The 19,073-nt window shown below is 71.6% G+C and carries 14 protein-coding genes; 4 read left to right on the top strand and 10 right to left on the bottom strand.

Going from position 1 to position 19,073, the window contains the following annotated elements; all coding sequences use genetic code 11:
* Window positions 1-29 precede the first annotated feature (29 nt).
* The 5 genes from WMF33_RS00630 to WMF33_RS00650 form a co-directional block, all read right to left on the bottom strand.
* The gene (locus WMF33_RS00630) at window positions 30-890 is read right to left on the bottom strand and encodes a class I SAM-dependent methyltransferase (RefSeq protein ID WP_437335303.1); all 861 of its coding nucleotides are present in this window, start codon (window positions 888-890) and stop codon (window positions 30-32) included.
* Between the two features lie 188 nt (window positions 891-1,078).
* Window positions 1,079-2,215 carry a serine aminopeptidase domain-containing protein gene (locus tag WMF33_RS00635; RefSeq protein ID WP_437335304.1) on the bottom strand — a complete coding sequence of 379 codons (1,137 nt, stop codon included), beginning with the start codon at window positions 2,213-2,215 and terminating at the stop codon, window positions 1,079-1,081.
* A gap of 313 nt (window positions 2,216-2,528) precedes the next feature.
* A complete protein-coding gene (locus WMF33_RS00640) occupies window positions 2,529-2,942 on the bottom strand; it encodes a PilZ domain-containing protein (protein ID WP_437335305.1) in 414 nt (137 codons plus the stop codon).
* A 101-nt stretch (window positions 2,943-3,043) separates the two neighbouring features.
* Window positions 3,044-7,159 (bottom strand): DUF3344 domain-containing protein, encoded by a 4,116-nt coding sequence (locus WMF33_RS00645; RefSeq protein ID WP_437335306.1) that lies wholly within the window; start codon window positions 7,157-7,159, stop codon window positions 3,044-3,046.
* Window positions 7,156-9,009 (bottom strand): OmpA family protein, encoded by a 1,854-nt coding sequence (locus tag WMF33_RS00650; protein ID WP_437335307.1) that lies wholly within the window; start codon window positions 9,007-9,009, stop codon window positions 7,156-7,158. The genes WMF33_RS00645 and WMF33_RS00650 overlap by 4 nt, the downstream gene beginning before the upstream one ends.
* A gap of 1,185 nt (window positions 9,010-10,194) precedes the next feature.
* Here WMF33_RS00650 and WMF33_RS00655 point away from each other — a divergent pair.
* The 3 genes from WMF33_RS00655 (at window position 10,195) to WMF33_RS00665 (ending at window position 13,980) form a co-directional block, all read left to right on the top strand.
* Entirely contained in the window at window positions 10,195-11,223 is a 1,029-nt protein-coding gene (locus WMF33_RS00655; protein ID WP_437335308.1) for an alpha/beta hydrolase family esterase, read from the top strand.
* Window positions 11,224-11,490: 267 nt separating this feature from the next.
* Window positions 11,491-12,525, top strand: a complete 1,035-nt coding sequence (locus WMF33_RS00660) for a DUF3237 domain-containing protein (RefSeq protein WP_437335309.1) — start codon at window positions 11,491-11,493, stop codon at window positions 12,523-12,525.
* Between the two features lie 240 nt (window positions 12,526-12,765).
* Window positions 12,766-13,980, top strand: coding sequence for a cytochrome P450 (locus WMF33_RS00665; protein ID WP_437335310.1), 1,215 nt, complete (start codon window positions 12,766-12,768; stop codon window positions 13,978-13,980).
* Between the two features lie 64 nt (window positions 13,981-14,044).
* Here WMF33_RS00665 and WMF33_RS00670 read toward each other — a convergent pair whose 3' ends face one another.
* From WMF33_RS00670 to WMF33_RS00690, 5 genes are all read right to left on the bottom strand, one after another.
* A complete protein-coding gene (locus tag WMF33_RS00670; protein ID WP_437335311.1) occupies window positions 14,045-15,019 on the bottom strand; it encodes a hypothetical protein in 975 nt (324 codons plus the stop codon).
* Window positions 15,020-15,371: 352 nt separating this feature from the next.
* Window positions 15,372-15,806 (bottom strand): JAB domain-containing protein, encoded by a 435-nt coding sequence (locus WMF33_RS00675; protein ID WP_437339595.1) that lies wholly within the window; start codon window positions 15,804-15,806, stop codon window positions 15,372-15,374.
* Between the two features lie 6 nt (window positions 15,807-15,812).
* Window positions 15,813-16,700: a hypothetical protein gene (locus WMF33_RS00680; RefSeq protein ID WP_437335312.1), complete on the bottom strand. Its 888-nt coding sequence runs from the start codon at window positions 16,698-16,700 to the stop codon at window positions 15,813-15,815.
* 386 nt (window positions 16,701-17,086) lie between these two features.
* Entirely contained in the window at window positions 17,087-17,719 is a 633-nt protein-coding gene (locus WMF33_RS00685; RefSeq protein ID WP_437335313.1) for a JAB domain-containing protein, read from the bottom strand.
* 91 nt (window positions 17,720-17,810) lie between these two features.
* A complete protein-coding gene (locus WMF33_RS00690) occupies window positions 17,811-18,323 on the bottom strand; it encodes a sigma-70 family RNA polymerase sigma factor (protein WP_437335314.1) in 513 nt (170 codons plus the stop codon).
* A 311-nt stretch (window positions 18,324-18,634) separates the two neighbouring features.
* Here WMF33_RS00690 and WMF33_RS00695 point away from each other — a divergent pair, with 311 nt between their 5' ends.
* Window positions 18,635-18,913 carry a helix-turn-helix domain-containing protein gene (locus WMF33_RS00695; protein ID WP_437335315.1) on the top strand — a complete coding sequence of 93 codons (279 nt, stop codon included), beginning with the start codon at window positions 18,635-18,637 and terminating at the stop codon, window positions 18,911-18,913.
* Window positions 18,914-19,073 lie beyond the last annotated feature (160 nt).

The raw sequence follows: 19,073 nt of genomic DNA on the forward strand, positions 1-19,073 counted from the left end.
AGGAGGGGAATGTCCGCCTCGCCGCTCCGTCACTCCGCGGCTGCCGTCACGACCCACACGGCGCTCCCCATGCGCACGCCCTCGGGGCCCGCGTGGGGCGCGATGGCCTCGCGCAGGTCGGCGCGCACGCGATCGACGAGCTCCGGCGCGGCGTTCGCCTCGCGCAGCGCGGCGGACGCCGGACCCATCTTCAGGAGGAAATCGACGGTCTCGTCGAGCGATCTCCCGCCTGCGACCGAGAGCTCCTGGTCGATCGGCTCGCAATGCACCCGGACGAACCCCGCGCGCGAGAGGACGTCGACGACGCGCGCCGCGTCGGCGAGCGCGAACGGGCCGGGCGCGTGCGGATCGGGCTGCGGCAGCGGGAGGTGCCGGCCCACGGTCAGGGTCGGCACCAACAGCCAGGGGTTCTCCTGGAGCGGTCGCCAGCAGACGAACGCGAGCCGCGCGCCGCGCCGCAGCGCCTTCCGGAGGTTCGCGAAGGCCGCCGCGGGGTCGGCGAAGAACATCACCCCGAAGCGCGAGTAGAGGACATCGAACGGACCGGGCAGCGCCGCGGTCTGCGCGTCCGCGTTCTCGAAGGCCACGTTCGCGGCGCCCGCTGCCTGCGCCGCCGCGCGCGCCCTGTCCAGCATCGGCGCCGAGACGTCCACGCCGAGCACGGCGCCCGAGGGGCCGACACGACGGACTAGCTCGAGCGTCGTGTCGCCGATGCCGCAGCCGACGTCGAGGACGCGCTCGCCCGCGGCGATCCCGGCGCGATCCATGGCGAGGGCGCCGAGCGGCCGGATCTGCGCCGAGATGACGTCGTGGAGGGCCACCCACTTCGGCCCGCCGACCTCGTTCCAGTACTGGATCTGATCGGCGTTCGGCCCGGAGACCGTGATCATCGCTCGAGCTCCTTTCGATGCGCGCGCGGCGGCTTTGCCGGCGGCCGCCGAGAGGTACCTCCGATCTCGGTCAAATTCCACACCGCCACGGTTGCGGCTCCGCCGATTGGCCGCCGCGCTCCGGGCCAGGTGTGGCTGCATGGATGCAGGGATGAGCGCCGCGCGCTCTGGCCGGGCGGGGCGCGCGCTCAGCGGCCGAGGGCGAGGAGGAGCTTCAGAGAGCCCAGGATCTCTTCGTTGGTCAGAGCGCAGTGGCCATAGCGGTGGACCGGGAGAGGGACCACGACGCCGCGGTCCGAGGTGTCGACCTTGAGCAGGTAGAGCGGCTCGTGCCAGTAGGGGACGATCGGGTCCAGGGTGGTGTGGAGCGTCACCAGCGGGAGCGACACATCGCCGGTGGTCTCGTGCTCGGCGACGCTCCGGAGCGCGCGCGCCGAGGCGGCGAAGCGCTCGACCCGCAGGTTGAGCAAGAGATCGTCGTGCGAGCCGAAGTAGAGGCGCCCGCGGTTGTCGTAGGGGTTTCCCCCGAGCTGCTCGACCGCGTCGTTCGTGGCGAAGATGTTGAACTGGAGCACGCTCACGATGGTCGTCGCGATGGTCTCCGGGTCGTCGGGGTCGAAGGCCGCCTTCGCGGTGCGGACGAGCTGCCTGGCCGCGCTCGGGTTCGCGGCGATGGCGGCCTGCACCTTGGGCAGGTAGACGGTGAACCAGCCGGCGATCACCTCCGGGGGAATCTGGATGGCGCTGCCGGGGAGCACGCCGGGAAAGAAGGTATCGAAGAGGGCCCGAAAATCGCCGAAGTAGTTGAGCTGCTCCCGGAAGCTGCCGATGGGCCCGCACATGGCCAGCCCGCCGCTGTACAGCTCCGGATACCGCTCGAGCGAGAGCGTCGTGACGAGGCCGCCTTCGGAGACGCCGAACAGGTACGTGTGCGCCGGAGCCGCCCTCGCGCGGAACGCCGCGACGAGCTGCCGGACGTCCTCGACCCCCGGGAGGATCGCGAGCCCGTTTCGCCGATAGCTCGTCGTTGCGAAGGCGAAACCGCGGCTCAGCGCGGCCTCCTGCGGGTTGAACCCCTCGGGGAACGAGAAGCTGTAGAAGTCGAGGGGCTGGAGAGGGGAGACATACCCGTGCGCCCACACGAGGAGGTCGCCGTTCCATCCGCGACGGGGAATGCAGAGGCGGATGCGCGCGCCGCTCGGGAGGACCTCGTCGGTGCAGCCCTCGGGCGCCGGCCCCAGCACCTGCGCCTCGGCCGGGGCGGCGACGGCGCAGAGCAGCGCCGCCGCCGCGATCGCTCGCGCGAATCGAAGGAACGTTTGCATGGTCGACTCCGTTGCTGCGCCGCGCGGCCGTGAGGCTCGCGCGGCGGTGTGCGGATGCTCGCCTGTTGCGCGATGACCAGGGTAGCTGTGGTCTCCAGCGAGTCAATGCTCGCGCGCGTTCACGCCAAAGATGGCTTATCGTTCCTGCCGCGAATTTGTGTGGTGAACGCTCGCGCCGGCCGTCGTGGGCGCAGGAAGACAGGTTGTGTGGCGAACGGGCGTGCGAGGCGCCTGTCGACGCGAGGGGCGATGTCGCCGCGCGCAGGCGGCCGTCTCGCGAGGGGCGATGTCGGCCCGCTCGCCTGCGCGCCGATCAGCTGAGCGCGATCATCGCGGCCGTCGCCGCGTAGTCGACGCGCTGCGCGCGGTAGGGGTAGGTCGGCGGGAAGCGCTCGAGCGCCGCGCGGAGGCGACGGCTCGACGCGCCGTCGAGCGGGTCGAAGCGCAGGCCCACGGCGCGGCCCGGGTCGCCCTCGCGCCGGCCGTGCAGGGTGCGCGCGATCGTCGCCGTCGCGTCGATCCAGACGTCCGTGTCCGGGAGCCGGAACGAGACGATCACCGGCTCGCCCGTGAGCGCGCGGGCGCTCGTCAGCACGAGCATGCCGTCGACGGACAGGTCGATCGCCCGGGTCCCGAGCAGCCGGAAGCCCCGCTCGCGCACGGCATGGCACTCCACGATCGCAGCGCGGCGCGTGACGCGGCGCTCGCTGGCGAGCAGCATCTCCATGGTGGTTCTCCTCGGCGCGGTACGCTACGGAGGAGCGCTACAGGTGGGCAAGAAAACTACATGAGAGGGCCCCGCGCGGCGGCGGGGCCCTCTCGCGTTCGCTAGCGGCCCGTGCGGCGCCGGCGCAGGGCGAGGCCGGCGAGGGCGGCGAGCATGGGCAGGAGCGCTCCCGCGCTCCGGGCGTTGCCCGCGGGGCCGGGCCGCGCGGTGCAGAGGCCGTTGCCCTCGGCGAAGATGCCGGTCGGATCGTTCGCCTCGGCGGGTCCGCAGGTGCCCGGCGCGCTGTCGGTCGAGCTGCACACCTCGCCGGACGGGCAGCTGTTGCCGTCGGCGCCGCGGCAGCCGTCCACGCAGGCATGATCCACGCAGATCGACCCGCTCGTCGGGCCGCCGCAGTCGCTGTCCTGCCTGCACGCGTCGGTCTGATCGTCGTCCCCGTCGTTGGGATCCGTCTCGCCCGCGTCGATGGCGCCGTTGTGGTTCGCGTCCTCGTCGCCGTCCTTCACCCCGCCGTCGTCCGTGTCCGCGTCGAGCGGGTTCGTGGTCGTCGTCGGGTCGGCGTCCGGGATGCAGGTCCCCGCTTCCGGGTCGGTCGCCGCGTCGGCGCAGTCGCGACCGAGCTCGGTGCCGTCGAACAGCCCGTCGTTGTCGCTGTCGGGGTCGAGCGCGTTGATCAGCCCGTCGCCGTCGTGGTCGTCGCTGAAGTTCGGCTCGTCGCCGTCGAGCACGCCGTCGTCGTCGCTGTCCGCGTCGTTCGGATCGGTGCCGATCTCCTCCTCGAGCGCGTCGCTCAGCCCGTCGCCGTCGGTGTCCGCCGGCATGCCGTCGTCGTCGCCGTTGTTGGGATCGGTCTCGCCCTCGTCGATGGCGCCGTTGAGGTTCACGTCCTCCTGGCCGTCGGGCACGCCGCCGTCGTCCGTGTCCGCGTCGAGCGGGTCGGTCTTCGTCGCGCCGTTGTCCGCGTCAGGGCGGCAGTGCCCCGCGTCCGCGTTCGTGCCCTCGTGGTCGCAGCCCAGCCCGAGCTCGGTGCCGTCGAACAGCCCGTCGTTGTCGCTGTCCACGTCGAGCGCGTTGATGAGCCCGTCGCCGTCGGTGTCCTCACCGGGGCGCGGCTCCTGCCCGTCGGGCACGCCGTCGTCGTCGCTGTCGGCGTCGTCCGGATCGCTCCCGATCATCTCCTCCACCGCGTCGGGCAGCCCGTCGCCGTCGCGATCGTCCGCCACGGCGTCGTCGTCGCCGTTGTTCGGATCGGTCTCGCCCTCGTCGATGGCGCCGTTGTGGTTCGCGTCCTCCACGCCGTCGGCCACGCCGCCGTCGTCCGTGTCCCGATCGAGCGGGTGCGTCTTCGTCTCCGGGTCGGCGTCCGCGATGCAGCTCTCCGCCTCGGGATCGGTGGCCTCGAGGCCGCAGGGCAGGCCGAGCTCGGTGCCGTCGAACAGCCCGTCGCCGTCGCTGTCGGGGTCGAGCGCGTTGATGAGCCCGTCGCCGTCGTGATCGTCGCGGAAGTTCGGCTCGTCGCCGTCGATCACGCCGTCGTCGTCGCTGTCCGCGTCGTTCGGGTCGGTGCCGATCTCGGTCTCGAGCGCGTCGCTCAGCCCGTCGCCGTCGGTGTCGACCATCGGCAGGTCGTCGCCGCCGTCGTTCGGGTCGGTCTCATCCGCGTCGATCACGCCGTTGCGGTCGATGTCCTCGTTGCCGTCGGTCACGCCGCCGTCGTCGGTGTCCGCGTCGAGCGGCGAGGTCTTGGTCGCCCCCTCGTCCGCGTCGGCGATGCAGTGGCCCGCTTCCGTGTTGGTGGCCGGGTTGTCGCAGCCCAGCCCGAGCTCGGTGCCGTCGAACAGCCCGTCGTTGTCGCTGTCGACGTCGAGCGCGTTGATGAGGCCGTCGCCGTCCGTGTCGTCGCTGAAGTTCGGCTCGTCGCCGTCGATCACGCCGTCGTCGTCGCTGTCGGCGTCGTTCGGATCGGTCCCGATCGTCTCCTCCAGCGCGTCGCTCAGCCCGTCGCCGTCGGAGTCCACCGGCGGGGTCGCGTCGTCCTCGCCGCTGTTCGGATCGGTCTCGCCCTCGTCGATGACGCCGTCGAGGTCGACGTCCTCGTTCCCGTCGGACACGCCGCCGTCGTCGCTGTCGGCGTCGAGCGGGTCGGTCTTGGTCGCCCCCTCGTCCCCGTCGGCGCGGCAGTGGCCCGCGGCCGCGTTGGTGGCCGGGTTGTCGCAGGGCAGGCCGAGCTCGGTGCCGTCGAACAGCCCGTCGTTGTCGCTGTCCGGGTCGAGCGCGTTGATGAGGCCGTCGCCGTCGGTGTCCTCGTTCCAGCGCGGCTCCTGCCCGTCGGGCACGCCGTCGTCGTCGCTGTCGGCGTCGTTCGGGTCGGTGCCGCCCTCGAGCTCGTCGGGATCCTCGATCCCGTCGTTGTCCGAGTCGCAGCCGTTGTTGAACACGCCGTCGCAGTCGTTGTCGATCGAGTCGCCGCAGACCTCGGCGCCCGTGGGCTCGCAGATGCAGGTGTTGCCCTCATCGCACGTCGGGGTGAGCGGCCCGCAGTTGGCGTCGGTGAGGCACTCGACGCACGTGTTGGGCGTCCCCGTCGTCTCGCAGTACGGCGTCGGCGCGGCGCACTGCGCGTTCGTCTCGCACTCGTCGACGACGCTCTCGGTCGGCGGCACGCCGTCGGTCGGCCCGTTGCCGTCGGTCGGCGTCTCCTCGGCCGGCGCGCCCTGCTGCCCGGCCGCGCTGACGATCGCCTGGTTGCGGATGAGGCCCGAGGCGCCGGCGTCGACCCTCACCTGGAAGGTGACCGTCGACGACCCGGTGGCGGCGGGGAGCGAGCCCCCCACCGTCGCGTTCGCGCCGGTGCCGAGCCGCACGCGGACTGTGCGCGCCGCGGCGTCGTACTCGCCCTGGTCGTCGCCGGTCGCGTCCGTCTTCGCGCCCATGTTGGCGCCCGCCGTGACCGAGAGCGACCCCGGCACGTACGTCACGCCCGCGGGCAGCGGATCGGTCAGCACGGTGTTGACCGACGCGTCGTTGCCGGTGTTGACGACCTGGATCGTGTACTGGATCAGGTCGCCCGGGAGCAGCAGCCCGCCGTTCACGTCGACGGCCAACTTCGTGGAGGACGTGAAGTCCGGCTTGAAGGTCGAGATCGACGTGACGAAGCCGGCGAGGAAGTACAGGTCCATGGTGCTCGACGCCACGATGGGCGCCGAGGTCAGGCCCGGGGTCACCATATCCCTGATGTTGAAGACGTCGATGTCCATGCCGGCCATCGTCCCCGCGGTCCCGGCGAGTTGCGGCAGGTCCCCGTCGTTCGACACCGGCATGCCGAAGTAGGACCGCGTGCCATTGAAGAAGTTGTCGACGGGGTTCTGATCGTTGGCGAGCGCCACCCCGTTGAAGAGGAACGCGTCTCCGGGGATGGACTGGTCCCCCTCGAACGTGACCATGCCGATCTTCGCGTCATAGCCCGCGTTCGGCACCACGAACCCCGACAAGGTGGCGGTCGTGTTCGTCCCGCTGGCCACCGTGTCGAGCCCGTCGAAGAGCGCGAGGTTGCGCGGCGGCTCGGAGGCGAGCTCGTAGAACACGACCAGCCACCACCCGGCGAAGTGGTTGTCGAAGAGGTTGTTCGTGAAGCTCGCGGTGTTGACGCCGCTCACCCGGTACGCGCCGGACCCGTGCGCCTGCACGATCGAGGTGATGTCCGCGACCGACTGGTAGTAGAGGCGATTCGAGCTGACCTTCTCGACGCTGCCATCGGCCGTCACCTCCTCGGAGAAGCCGCTCGCGCCGGGCCGCTCCAGGGTGATGGCCTCGTCCGCGGTCCCGGCGCCCGCGACGGGCCCGAGGTGCGCGGACCAGTACAGGTACGCGTGGGTGACCGTCGCGCCGGCCGGCACCTGGAGCACCGCCGTGGTGCGCGCCTGGGCGGCGGTGATGCTGCTGCTCGCCTCCGCACCGCCCTCCGCGGGCGAGTCGGCGCGCCAGAAGATATCGGGCGCGCTGTCGCCGGTGTTGCTCCCGCACGGGCCGACGTCGCCCAGCACGGGCGGCTCGATGCCGTCGCCGCCGCACTCGTAGCCGAGCGTGTTGCCGATCAGGAGGAAGTCGCCCCGCTGATCGACCTGCACGCGCAGCTCGGGATCGGCGTGCGCTGCGCCGCCCTGCCCGGCCACCACGGCGAGCCCGACAAGACCACCTATGACGTAACGTCTCTTCACGGCGCCTCCTGCTGCTGCTTCGGCTTCTTCTCGAGGATCTTGAACTGCACGCGGCGGTTCTTCTGGCGTCCCTCTTCGGTGTCGTTCTCCGCGATCGGGACGTCAGGCCCGTAGCCCTTCGACGCGAGCCGCTCGGCCTCGATGCCGCGCTGGACCAGCGCCTTCGTGACCGACTCGGCCCTCGCCTGGCTGAGCCGGATATTGTACGCGCGTCCGCCGCGCGGGTCTGTGTGCCCCTGCACCTCGATCTTGGTGATCTCCGGGTGCTCCTTCAGCACACCCGCGACCTCGTCGAGGAGCTCGTCGCTCGCCTTCTTGATCGTCGCCTTGCCGGTGTCGAACTGCACCTGCTGCAGGATGACGATCTCCTGCTCGGTGACGCGCACCGCCACGGGGCAGCCGTTCTTCGCCGGATCCGGGTCGGGCTTGCCCTTCTCGTCGGGGCAGGCGTCCTTGTCGTCGCGCACCGTGTCGCCGTCGCGATCGCCGGGGCAGCCGTTCGTCGCCGGATCCGAGGTGCGGAGCCCGGGGATATCGGGGCAGGCGTCCTCCGCGTCGATCACGCCGTCGCCGTCCTTGTCGGGCGGCGGCGGGCAGCCGTGCTTCTTCGGGTCCTCGTTGCTCGGGCCGGCCTGGTCCGGGCACGCGTCGACGTCGTCGGTGATGCCGTCCTTGTCGCGGTCCCCGGGCGGCGGGCAGCCGTGCTTCTTCGGGTCGTCGTTCGCGATGCCGGCCGTGTCCGGGCACGCGTCGACGCGGTCGAGGATGCCGTCCTCGTCGCGATCCGACGGCGGGCAGCCGTTCTTCTTGGGATCGGGGTCGCCGACGCCGGGCACGTCCGGGCAGGCGTCCTTCTCGTTGACGATGCCGTCCTTGTCGCGATCGGGGTCCTCGCGCCGGACCTCGGGCGAGTACGCGAGCATCGCGACCGCGCGGAAGTCCGGGGTGCCGATGCCCGACGTGAAGCCGGGGCCGGCCGCGACGCCGATCTCGAAGTCGCGGACCGCCGGCGCGAAGCGGTAGCGCAGGCCGAGCAGCGCCTCGACGTTCGTGTTGCGCGCCTCCGGCTCCTCCAGCACGGTCGACACCGTCACCTCGGGCCCGATCTGGAGCTGCTCCTCGGGCAGCAGCAGCAGGCCGACGCCCGCGCCGCCGTTGAACATCAGGCCCTGCCGCACCTGCGCGAACGTCTGCGCCGGGCGCAGATCGACGCCGGCCGCGGCCGACCAGACGAAGCCCGGGATCCGGCCGCCGGCGATGAGCTGCGGCATGCCGCGCACCGAGTCCTCGCCCACGAACGAGCCTTCGCCGCCGCCGGTCGGGAACCAGACGTAGCCGCCGACGGCGAGCTGGAACGGGTCGAAGTAGTCGCCGAGCAGGCGCAGGCGCAGCCCGACCCGGAGATCGCCGAGCTGCGCGCCGCTCGGCGAGGCGAACGAGAGCCCCTCGGCCGCCGGGCTATCGCCCTCCTGCAGCACGGCGAGCGGCACGTCGACGTTGATGTGCAGCCGGTCCCAGAGCGACAGCGAGCCGTTCAGGTGCAGGAACAGCTGGTGCCCCACGATGGCGCCGAGGTGGTCTTCGGTGCCCACGCGCGTGAGCACGAGCGGGTTGTGGGCGTAGTCGCCGAGCAGGGCGAGGTGGAGCGTGGGGCTGCCGTCCTGGCGCGGCGAGGCCGCGTACGGCGACGCCACGCTGAACATCCGGTCGCCCGCTGGCGCTGGGTTGAAGCGGTCGAGCGCGAGGCCGCGCGCCGGTCCCGCCTCCTGAGCGGACGCTGGCGCGGCCCACGCCGCCGCCGCTAGGGCGGCGGCGCCGCAGATCCATCGAGGGGGGAAATGGACTCTCATGCGCAGGATCACCTATGGGGGCGTGGGGCGAGCGGCCGTCGACTGCACCGGCGCGCAGGCACGTTGGGGGAAACACCGCGTCCTCGACGTGGAGGAGCGGCCAGCTGCCTCGAATCCCGGGCCGTCTTATATTCTCCGCCGGCCGTCATCGGTGGACTTTTCGATGCCCGGCCGGCCGAATTCGCATCGGCCTCGACAGGTCGGCTCCTGCTGCGACCCGGGCTTCGCAGCGATGTCGCTGCCGGGCCTATGCAAGCGTTGTGCACGCCTCTCCGCGCGCGCGGCGCCGGCGAGCTCTGGCGACTCTCCGCGCGCGCGGCGCCGGCGAGCTCTGGCGACTCTGGGCCTCATGGCGGCTCGGCGGCGGGGCGATAGAGGTCTACAGACATCAGCGCTGCGGCCCACGCGCATCGGGGGGCGCCGTGCAGCCACGCCGTCATCCGGTCGCGCTGTCGCCCGCACTGGCACCGATGCTTGGCGGCGTGGCGGGCTCGAGGGGGGCGGCGCGCCGGCCCTGGCGTGCTTTTCTCACGGTCGCGGCGGCCGCCGTGCTACGCCGCGTTCGTGGAGCCGCACCCATCTCGCCAGCCGGCGGAGCGCCCCACGGCGCCTCCCGACGAGCCACGCCTCGGCAAGCTCCGCTCACGCCGTGCACCGGCGCTATGCGCTGTTCCACGCGGGGCGCGGCGCGCTGCTCCTAGCGTTCACGAGCATCTTCGGCGCATTCATCGCCGGCTGGCAAGGCTTTTGGGGGTCGCTCCGGTTCGGACTGGCGGGCTCTACCGTGCTCGCGGCCTCGGCGCTGCGCCACCCGGGCCTGCGGATCGCGCTCCGTGTTCCCCTGGCGGCCGGTGCGCCTCGACCGCGTCCCGCACCCGACCGTGTTTGCCAGGCTGGTGGTCGAGCGCGCCCCGCGCGTGGAGCGCGACGAGGTCTGGCGGCGTGGACCGGGTGAGGGGGCGACACGCGGGAGAGATCGGCGTCGCGCGCTGGGCGGTGCGCGTTCGAGGGCGACGCTCGCGCGGATCGTCCAGTCCACCCGTGTCGGCGTGACGTTCCGCATCGGGGCATAGGCGAGTATGCCTATGCCTCGCGCCAGAGCGCTCGGGTACGACGTCGTTGCGGTCACCCGCACCGGGTGACGCGGCGACGGACGGTGATCTCGGGACAGGGAGGCGAGGGCGAATGGAAACGCTTCGAAATTGGGGCGCGATCGCTCCAGGGCTCGTCGCGCTCGCGGCGCTGGCCTGCTCCACCAGCCAAGGAGATGGGACGACCGACGGCGGCGGCAGCGCTGGAGGGTTCACCGGGCCTGGCGCGAGCGGCTCCGGCACGGGTGGCTCGTCGGCGACGGTCGGCTCGTCGGCGACGGTCGGCTCGTCGGCGACGGTCGGCTCGTCGGCGGGGGTTGGCGGCAGCGGCGGGCGCCCGGACTCGGGGGAAGCTGGCGCGGGCGGCACGGGCGCCGGCTCCGGGGGCGATACGCAGAGCGCCGGTTGCGGCAGCGCGACGGCGCCGGCGAGCGGCCGCTTCAGCATCGATGTCGGGGGCACGACGCGCGAGTACATCCTCGCCGTACCGGACGGCTACGATGCGACCCGTGCTTACCGGCTGATCTTCGCCTGGCATCCCCGCGGCGGCTCGGCCGAGCAGGTCGCGACCGGGTTCGGCGGCGGCTACTACGGCCTCCAGAGCCGCGCCGCCGGCTCGGCGATCTTCGTCTCGCCCGAGGGCATCGACCAGGGCTGGGCGAACACGGGGGGCCGCGACATCGCGTTCCTCCGCGCCATGCTCGACCGTCTCCGCGGCGAGCTCTGCATCGACGAGAGCCGGATCTTTTCGACGGGGTTCAGCTACGGCGGCATGATGTCCTACGCGATCGGCTGCGCGATGGGCGACGTCTTCCGCGCCATCGCCCCCATGTCCGGCGCGCTCTACAGCGGCTGCGACGACGGCGACCGCCCTGTGGCCATGTGGGGCGCCCACGGCGACGCCGACAACGTGGTTCCCCTCGACAATGGTCGGACCGCTCGCGATGTCTTCCTCGAGCGAAACGGCTGCGGTTCGCAGACCACGCCGGTCGATCCGAGCCCCTGCGTCAGCTACGAGGGCTGCGACGCGGGCTACCCCGTCGTCTGGTGTGAGTTCAGCGGCGGCCATGCCATGCCGAGCAATTCCGGTGAGTCGATCTGGCGCTTCTTTTCGCAGTTCTGAACCAGCGCTCGCCCGGATGACATGCCCTTGCCTGGATAGGTGGATCCGATGATGAAGATCGGGAATGATTCGATAAAGCTCTTGCTGATTGGAGTCCTTGGCATCTGCTCTGGCGGGTGTGGTTCGTCCAGCGAGGATGGCAGCGCAGGAACGACGAGCAGCGGCTCTGGCGGGGCGGCGCCGAGCGGTCCTGGTGGAACGACGGGCACCGGTGACGGCGCCGGCGCGGGCGGCGCGGGCGGCGGAGTCGCCGGGACCGGTGGAGCCATGGAGACCGCTAGCAGCGGCGGCACCGGCGGGATGGTCGGCAACGGCGGCGGCGGCGGCGGCGGCGGCGGCGGCGGCGACGAGGCGACGATCGTCCCCGATCCTTCGTGGACCTGCGGTATGCCCGGCGGCATTCCGCTCCCCACGCGCGGCGAGCTCGTCTTTCGGGCGACGCTCCAGCTCGGCGAGATCCACGATGTCGGGACCACCCAGTTCGGGCGCCGCCGCCTCCTCGACGTGAAGGGCGGCACGCTCGAGGGCGACAAGATCCAGGCCACGTTCCTCACGGGCGGCATGGACCTCGAGCTCACGCTGTCGAACGGATCCGTCGAGCTCGAGGAGATCAACATCCTGAGGGCGAGCGACGGCACCCTCATCTATCTGCGGAGCTGCGGAGTCGCCGCCGCCGGCGATTCGGTGGTCCGGGTCGTCCCGGACTTCGAGGTGGCGCAGTCGAGCTCGCTCGCGTGGCTCAACACCGGGAAGTTCGCGGGCACGCGCGTCGTCGACGCCGAGGCGGGCACGCTCCAGCTCGACGTCTATGACATCTCCAAGGTGGCCGCCGCAGAGCCGAAGATCCAGCTCAAGGATCCCGAGGGTGTCCCCCATCAATCGTGGGAGTGCTCGACGGCGACCGGCGCGAGGGGCTCGAGCGTGTTCACCGAGTCCGTCACGCTCGGCTCTTCCCTCTCCGTCGGCGCGAGCAAGCGCGGCACGCGCAACATCATTCCCATCACCGGGGGCACCGTCACCGGTGGCATGCTGCTCAGCGGCCTCTCGGGCTCGGTGCTCCCCGGAGGCGCGGACTACCAGCTCATCGGAGCGAGCACGGTCCTGGACGCCAGGTACGCGCTGTCGTCGAGTGACGGCGAGGTCATCGTGGTGAGGAACTGTGGACCGTTCGGCGCGCTCGTGCCGGTCTTCGAGACGCGCGCGGACGGCCCTTACGCGATCCTCAACACGAAGTCGTACGTGAGCTCCGACCCCGGCGGGGCGGCGGGTGGGGTGAGCCTCACCTTCTACGAGCGCAAATAGCCCAGCAAGTCGACAGAAGCACAGGCGGCAGCCCCGACGTCGCGGACGAACAGCGCCCGGTAGGTGCGCCGGGGACACCCTCTCCGGCGCGGCGGGGCGCGGGTCGGCGGCCGGGCTGCGCCGGGCCTCGAGGACGCGGGCGACGCGTCTTCGAGCGCGCCATCCCCTCGCGCCATCCCCTAGCATCGTCTCTCCGCGGGCGGCAGCTCCCGGCGGCGCTACACGACGGAGGTCCTGGCGATGAACTTGTTTCCGGACGAGATACGGCGCGATCCCTACCCCTTGTACGAGCAGATGCGGAGCAGCTCTCCCGCGCTCCACATCGCCCCGTTCGATCTCTGGATGATCTTCGATTACGAGGGTGTGAAGCGGGCGCTGACCGATCACGACGCGTTCAGCTCCGCCGTGACGCCCCCGACCGGCAAGGCCCCGGAGTGGATCGTCTTCTCCGACCCGCCGCGCCACACGAAGCTCCGCGGGATCGTGCAGCGGGCCTTCACGCCGCGATCCATCGCGGGCCTCGAGCCGCGCATCCGGGAGCTGTCGCGCGAGCTCCTGGACCAGCGGATCGAGCACGGGACGATGGACCTCGCGGCGGACTATGCGGGTCCGCTGCCCACGATGGTGATCGCCGAGATGATCGGCATTCCCGCCGAGGACCGGGCGCGCTTCATGCGCTGGAGTGAGGCGATCGTGAACCTCAGCCACACCCTCTCGGGGGGCGAGGAGGCGGCCAGGGTCGTGAGCGAGCACGCCGCGGTCAAGGAGGAGATGAAGGCCTATGTCGCGGACCTGCTCGACGCGCGCCGGAGGGCGCCGGAGGACGACCTCTTGACCCGCCTCGTCGAGGCCGAGGTGGACGGCGAGCGGCTGAACGAGGACGAGCTCCTGAACTTCTTCCAGTTCCTCCTCGCGGCGGGCACCGAGACGACCACGAACCTGATCGACAACGCGATCCTGTGCTTGCTCGAGAGCCCGTCGGAGCTGGCGCGCGTCCGGGCGGCGCCCGATCTCGTGCCCGCTGCGATCGAGGAGGTCCTGCGCCATCGCTCGCCGCTCCAGATGGTGTTCCGCGAGACGAGGCGCGCGATCGAGGTGCATGGCCAGACGATCCCGGCCGGGAAGCTGGTGCTGCCCGTGATCGGCTCCGCGAACCGAGATCCTCAGCAATTTCGCGACCCTGGCCGGTTCGACGTCGCGCGCGATCCCAACCCGCACGTCGGGTTCGGGCACGGCATCCACTTCTGCATCGGGGCGTCGCTGGCGCGCCTGGAGGCCCGGATCGCGCTGCCGGATCTCCTCACGCGGCTGAGGGGCCTGGAGCTGGCGAGCAAGGAGCCGTGGGAGCCGCGCAAGGCGCTCATCGTGCACGGCCCGGCGCGCCTGCCGGTCCGCTTCGAGCCGGGGAGGCGCGCCGGAGGGCGCGCGGCGGGGGCGCACGCGGCCAGTCCATGATGCCGCCACGTCGACAGGCGCGGAGGCGCTTCGGCACGGCCGCGACGGCGTAGGCCGGCAGGGCTCAGCTCAGCCCGTCGAGCACCTCGGCGAGCGACGCGGCGACGATGGCTCGTTCAAGCCACCGTTCCAGCGCCTCCGGATCCTTCTCGGCCAGGATGCACTCCCGCGCGACGTCCGGTACAGCGATGCCGCGAACCCGGAGCGCGGTCAGAACGGCACGCGCCGCCTCCTCGGCACGCCCTTCGTTGCGGCCTTCGTTGCGCCCTTCGTTAAGGCCTTCGTTGCGGCCTTCCCTGTGGCCTTCCGTTCGCGCCTCGGCCCGAAGCTTCTGCTCGTACTCTTTGACCCACGCCCGGATTTCTGCGCTCACCTCGTCCTCCTCGTCGATCGCCGGCTCCTCGGTTCCGAGCCGGAAGTGTATCAGCAGCGGCGTGACGATGCTCTTCTCCCAGGCCTCGTCCGGCAGCGCCGCGAGATCGGCCAGCGCCTCGCGCAGGACGCGGCCTGAGCCGAGCAGCCGGAGCATCAGCGTCGCGCGCGTCCGGGGCAGCTCCGCGAGCACCACCACCCGCGTCACGAGGCCGGGCACGGCGTGGTAGACGCCTGGTTGCGCCGGCTCGCAGCGGTAGGCGTCAAGCACGGTCGCCGGGCGGCCCGGGCTGATGACGACCAGCGCAGGGAACGCCACCGGAGGCTGCGTCGGCGCGTCGGCGTCCTCGTCCGGCACGACGGCGCCGGCAGCGGCGCGGGCGCGGCGTTCGAGCTCGTGATGCCACGTGAGCTGCTTGCGCAGACACCGCCGGACCTGACGGAGGCTCGGCGTGCCGTGGAACGGCTCGAACAGGCTCGGCTCCGCCGCGAGCTCTCCGAGCAAGCCCATCCGGGCGCGCTCGGCGTCGCGCGCTGGATCAGGCACGCTGAAGACGTCGATCTTCTGGGTCGCCGCCAGGACCTCGACCTCGGTCTCCGCCGCCGAGACGAGGCTGAGCCCGTCGCGCAGCAAGCTCTTCGCGAACTGGTCAGAGCGGTTGTGCATCGGGGAACGACCCTAATCCATCATCGCATCACGCGCCATCATCGAATCGACGAGAAGAGGCGGTTTGAGGCATCGTCGCGCCGTGCGCATCGAACGCAGAACGCTTACCGGCATGGGGAGCCAGTCGTGTGGAAATCGTTATCGATCGCTGTTTATTGGCTGCGTGGGGGACGAGCGAGTCTCCAGACCGAGGGCAAGGCAGCGAGACTGCAGGGGTATGTGCGACCGACCGCTGCCATGGACATCAACTACCGTGATGGGGTGGCATTGCCAGCGGTAAGAAGGTATCCGCAACGGCGGCGGCCGACCTTGGGTGGTGTCGCGCAGAACCGGCGGCAGCGCCGGAGCGGTGTCAGCGGCGGAGCACAGAGGAGAAGCGGCGGGCGGGCGTGACGATGACGTGATCGGCGAGGGGTACGCCGACGAGGTGCGCGGCGTGCTCGACGGCGTTGGTCAGGTCGACGTCCTCGTCGGTGGGCTTGGGGTCGCCGCTCGGATGGTTGTGGCAGAGCACGAACGAGGTGGCGGCCATCTCGAGCGCGGCGCGCAGCACGTCGGTCTGCTGGACGACGGTGGCGGTGAGGCCGCCGCGCGAGAGCATGCGGACGCCGCGCACGCCGTGGTGGACGTCGAGCGCGGCCATCCAGAGCTCCTCGTGGACGAGCGGTGCGAGCGTGGGCTCGAAGAAGCGGGCGATGTCGCGCGGCGAGCGCAGGCGCCTCGGGCGGCGGGAGCGCGCGGCGTGGACGCGACGGCCGAGCTCGAGGGCGGCGAGCAGCCGCAGCAGCGTCGCTCAGCTCAGCCCGTTGAGCACCTCGGCGAGCGACGCGGCGACGACGGCCCGCTCAAGCCACCGTTCCAGCGTCTCCGGATCCTTCTCGGCCAGGATGCGCTCCCGCGCGACGTCCGGCACAACGATGCCGCGGACCCGGAGCGCTGTCAGCACGGCTCTCGCCGCCTCCTCGGCCCGAAGCTTCCGCTCGTACTCCTCGACCCACGCCCGGATTTCTGCGCTCACCTCGTCCTCCTCGTCGATCGGCTCCTTGGTTCCGAGCCGGAAGTGTACCAGCAGCGGTGTGGCGATGCTCTTCTCCCAGGCCTCGTCCGGCAGCGCCGCTAGATCGGCCAGCGCCTCGCGCAGGACGCGGCCTGAGCCGAGCAGCCGGAGCATCAGCGTCGCGCGCGTCCGGGGCAGCTCCGCAAGCACCACCACCCGCGTCACGAGGCCGGGCACGGCGTGGTAGACGCCTGGTTGCGCCCGCTCGCAGCGGTAGGCGTCAAGCACGGTCTCGGGTCGCCCCGGGCTGATGACGACCAGCGCAGGGAACGCCACCGGCGGCTGCGGCGGCGCGTCGGCGTCCTCGTCCGGCGCGACGGCGCCGGCAGCGGCGCGGGCGCGGCGTTCGAGCTCGTGATGCCACGTGAGCTGCTTGCGCAGGCACCGCCGGACCTGACGGAGGCTCGGCGTACCGTGGAACGGCTCGAACAGGCTTGGCTCCGCGGCGAGCTCGCCGAGCAGGCCCATCCTGGCGCGCTCGGCGTTGCGCGCTGGATCAGGCACGCTGTAGACATCGATCTTCTGGGTCGCCGCCAGGACCTCGACCTCGGTCTCCGCCGCCGAGACGAGGCTCAACCCGTCGCGCAGCATGTTCTTCGCGAACTGGTCAGAGCGGTTGTGCATCGGGGGACGATGCTAATCCATCATCGCGTCATGTGCCATCTCGAATCGACGAGAAGATGAGAATGGAGGCGCCGTCGCGTCGCACTGTGAACAATCGAGCTGCACTGCATCGAAACATCGAACGGCAACCGATTGCCGACATGAGGAGCCAATTGTCTGGGAATCGTGTCGGTTGCGTGAGAATTACGGCGGTCTGGAAGGAGTGAGCGGTATGCCAGGCCGGGGCCAGGTACCGCGACTGCGGGGCTATGTGCGACCCACCGATGCCGTGGACGTCAGTTATCGTGATGCAGTGACTTTGCTATCGGTAAGGAGATCTTCGCAACGGCGGCGGCGGTCGACCTCGGTTGGCGTCGCGCAGGACCGGCGGCAGGTCCGGGCCGGTGTCAGCGACGGAGCACGGAGGAGAAGCGGCGGGCGGGCGTGACGATGACGTGATCGGCGAGGGGTACGCCGATGAGGTGCGCGGCGTGCTCGACGGCGTTGGTCAGGTCGACGTCCTCGTCGGTGGGCTTGGGGTCGCCGCTCGGATGGTTGTGGCAGAGCACGAACGAGGTGGCGGCCATCTCGAGCGCGGCGCGCAGCACGTCGGTCTGCTGGACGACGGTGGCGGTGAGGCCGCCGCGCGAGAGCATGCGGACGCCGCGCACACCGCGGTGGACGTCGAGCGCGGCCATCCAGAGCTCCTCGTGGACGAGCGGTGCGAGCGTGGGCTCGAAGAAGCGGGCGATGTCGCGCGGCGAGCGCAGGCGCCGCGGGCGGCGGGAGCGCGCGGCGTGGACGCGACGGCCGAGCTCGAGGGCGGCGAGCAGGCGCTGGGCGTCGTGGAGGCCGAGCTCGGTGCGCTGCGTGATGGCGTGGGGCGAGAGGCGCCCGAGCTCGAGCAGGCCGTGCAGGCCGAGCACGCGCGAGGCGGCGCCGGGGATGCCGAGCACCAGGTCGACGAGCGTGGCCTCCGGGGCGGTGAGCACGTCGACGAGCGGGACGGCGGTGGGGAGGCTGTCGACCGCGTCGCTCATGGCGCCTCCGTGGCGGTGTCGATGGGCGGCGGCGCGAGGGCCGCGGGGATGTCGGCGAGCGCGGTCGTGGAGGCGCGCTGCGCGGCGCGGCTCATCGCGGCCACCTCCGGGAGCGGGTGAGGGCGCGGGCGAAGAGGCGGCGCGCGAGGCGGAGGCGGGTGGCGACCGTGGGGCGGGGGAGCGAGAGGGAGGCGGCGATCTCGTGCGACGTAACGCCGGCGGCGGCGAGCGCCAGGATCTCGCGCAGCTCGGGGCGGAGACGGTGGAAGGCGCGCAGGAGGCCGCGCGCGACGAGGCGGGCCTCTGGAGAGGGGGCGGCGAGCGTGGAGAGGCGGTGAGGATCGAGCGGGGGCGCCTCGTGACGGCGGTAGGCTTTGTCGCGGTAGTGCGATGCCTGTCGCGCGGCGACCCCGGCGAGCCAGGCGCGGAGGGCGTCGGCGGGAGCCGCGGAAGGGGAGGGGCGGAAACGGCCGGCGCGCATGCTGCGCCAGGCGCCGAGGACGGTGTCCTGGGTGAGGTCGTCGAGATCGGCGGGGAGAACGCCGCGGGCGCGGAGGGTGCGGCGGATGAAGGGGGTTTGATCGAGGATCGCGGCGTCGTCCAAGTAGACGGCGGGATGCGCGGCGGTAGACCGGCGGCTGCCAGGCCATGGCCGGAGCGGGCGTGGAGCGCCGGAGCGGACGCGGCGGCGGGAGGGCGGATCGATCTCTTGGCCCTGTTCAGGGCGTGAACGTACTGTTCGCATGTCGGACCTCGTTCGAGCGGGGTTCGGCCACGCCGCCCGGGGTGTTACCAGCACCCGCGGGCGGCACTATTCGTAGTCCAGCGACCCTACGGGCTGCCGGCCGGAAGCGTCAAGGAAAACCACGGCAGGGCCGCGTTATTCTGAACCGGGCAAGGGTGTACGGCGACCAGGTGCGGACGCTCACCCTGGAAGCCGTTCTGGTCTACATCGCCGCGAACCTTCGGCGCCTACGCCAGAAACGCGGCATGACCCAGGAGGGCCTTGCGGAGGCCGCAGAGCTCGACCTCCGGACGCTGCAGGACATCGAGGGCATGCGGCAGAGCGTGAGCCTAGGTGCGCTCGTCCGGCTCGCGAACGCGCTCGACGTGTCGCCTGGGGTGCTCCTCCGGCCTGCGGAGATGCCCGAGATCAAGCGCGGCCGGCCTCGCAAGCATCCCGCCGGCACTTGACAGCCATTCGCCGCTGTCCGCATCTCACCAGCCCGGCCATCCACGCTGGACTCAGAGGCGACGCATGCTTTGCTGCGCCTGTGGATGCTGCTCCGCGTGGTGGAGGACTGGGCAAGCCGCGGCAACTGGAATAACCCAGCCGCTGCTCGGCCGAGCCGCT

It is taken from the genome of Sorangium sp. So ce394 (assembly GCF_051474665.1).
In the GTDB taxonomy this organism is placed as follows: domain Bacteria; phylum Myxococcota_A; class Polyangia; order Polyangiales; family Polyangiaceae; genus Sorangium; species Sorangium cellulosum_D.

Coding starts and splice junctions, on each gene's coding strand:
- WMF33_RS00670 (WP_437335311.1), bottom strand. CDS start 15,019: ATGCACAACCGCTCTGACCAGTTCGCGAAGAGCTTGCTGCGCGACGGG.
- WMF33_RS00640 (WP_437335305.1), bottom strand. CDS start 2,942: ATGGAGATGCTGCTCGCCAGCGAGCGCCGCGTCACGCGCCGCGCTGCG.
- WMF33_RS00660 (WP_437335309.1), top strand. CDS start 11,491: ATGGAGACCGCTAGCAGCGGCGGCACCGGCGGGATGGTCGGCAACGGC.
- WMF33_RS00685 (WP_437335313.1), bottom strand. CDS start 17,719: ATGAGCGACGCGGTCGACAGCCTCCCCACCGCCGTCCCGCTCGTCGAC.
- WMF33_RS00655 (WP_437335308.1), top strand. CDS start 10,195: ATGGAAACGCTTCGAAATTGGGGCGCGATCGCTCCAGGGCTCGTCGCG.
- WMF33_RS00680 (WP_437335312.1), bottom strand. CDS start 16,700: ATGCACAACCGCTCTGACCAGTTCGCGAAGAACATGCTGCGCGACGGG.
- WMF33_RS00650 (WP_437335307.1), bottom strand. CDS start 9,009: ATGAGAGTCCATTTCCCCCCTCGATGGATCTGCGGCGCCGCCGCCCTA.
- WMF33_RS00665 (WP_437335310.1), top strand. CDS start 12,766: ATGAACTTGTTTCCGGACGAGATACGGCGCGATCCCTACCCCTTGTAC.
- WMF33_RS00630 (WP_437335303.1), bottom strand. CDS start 890: ATGATCACGGTCTCCGGGCCGAACGCCGATCAGATCCAGTACTGGAAC.
- WMF33_RS00635 (WP_437335304.1), bottom strand. CDS start 2,215: ATGCAAACGTTCCTTCGATTCGCGCGAGCGATCGCGGCGGCGGCGCTG.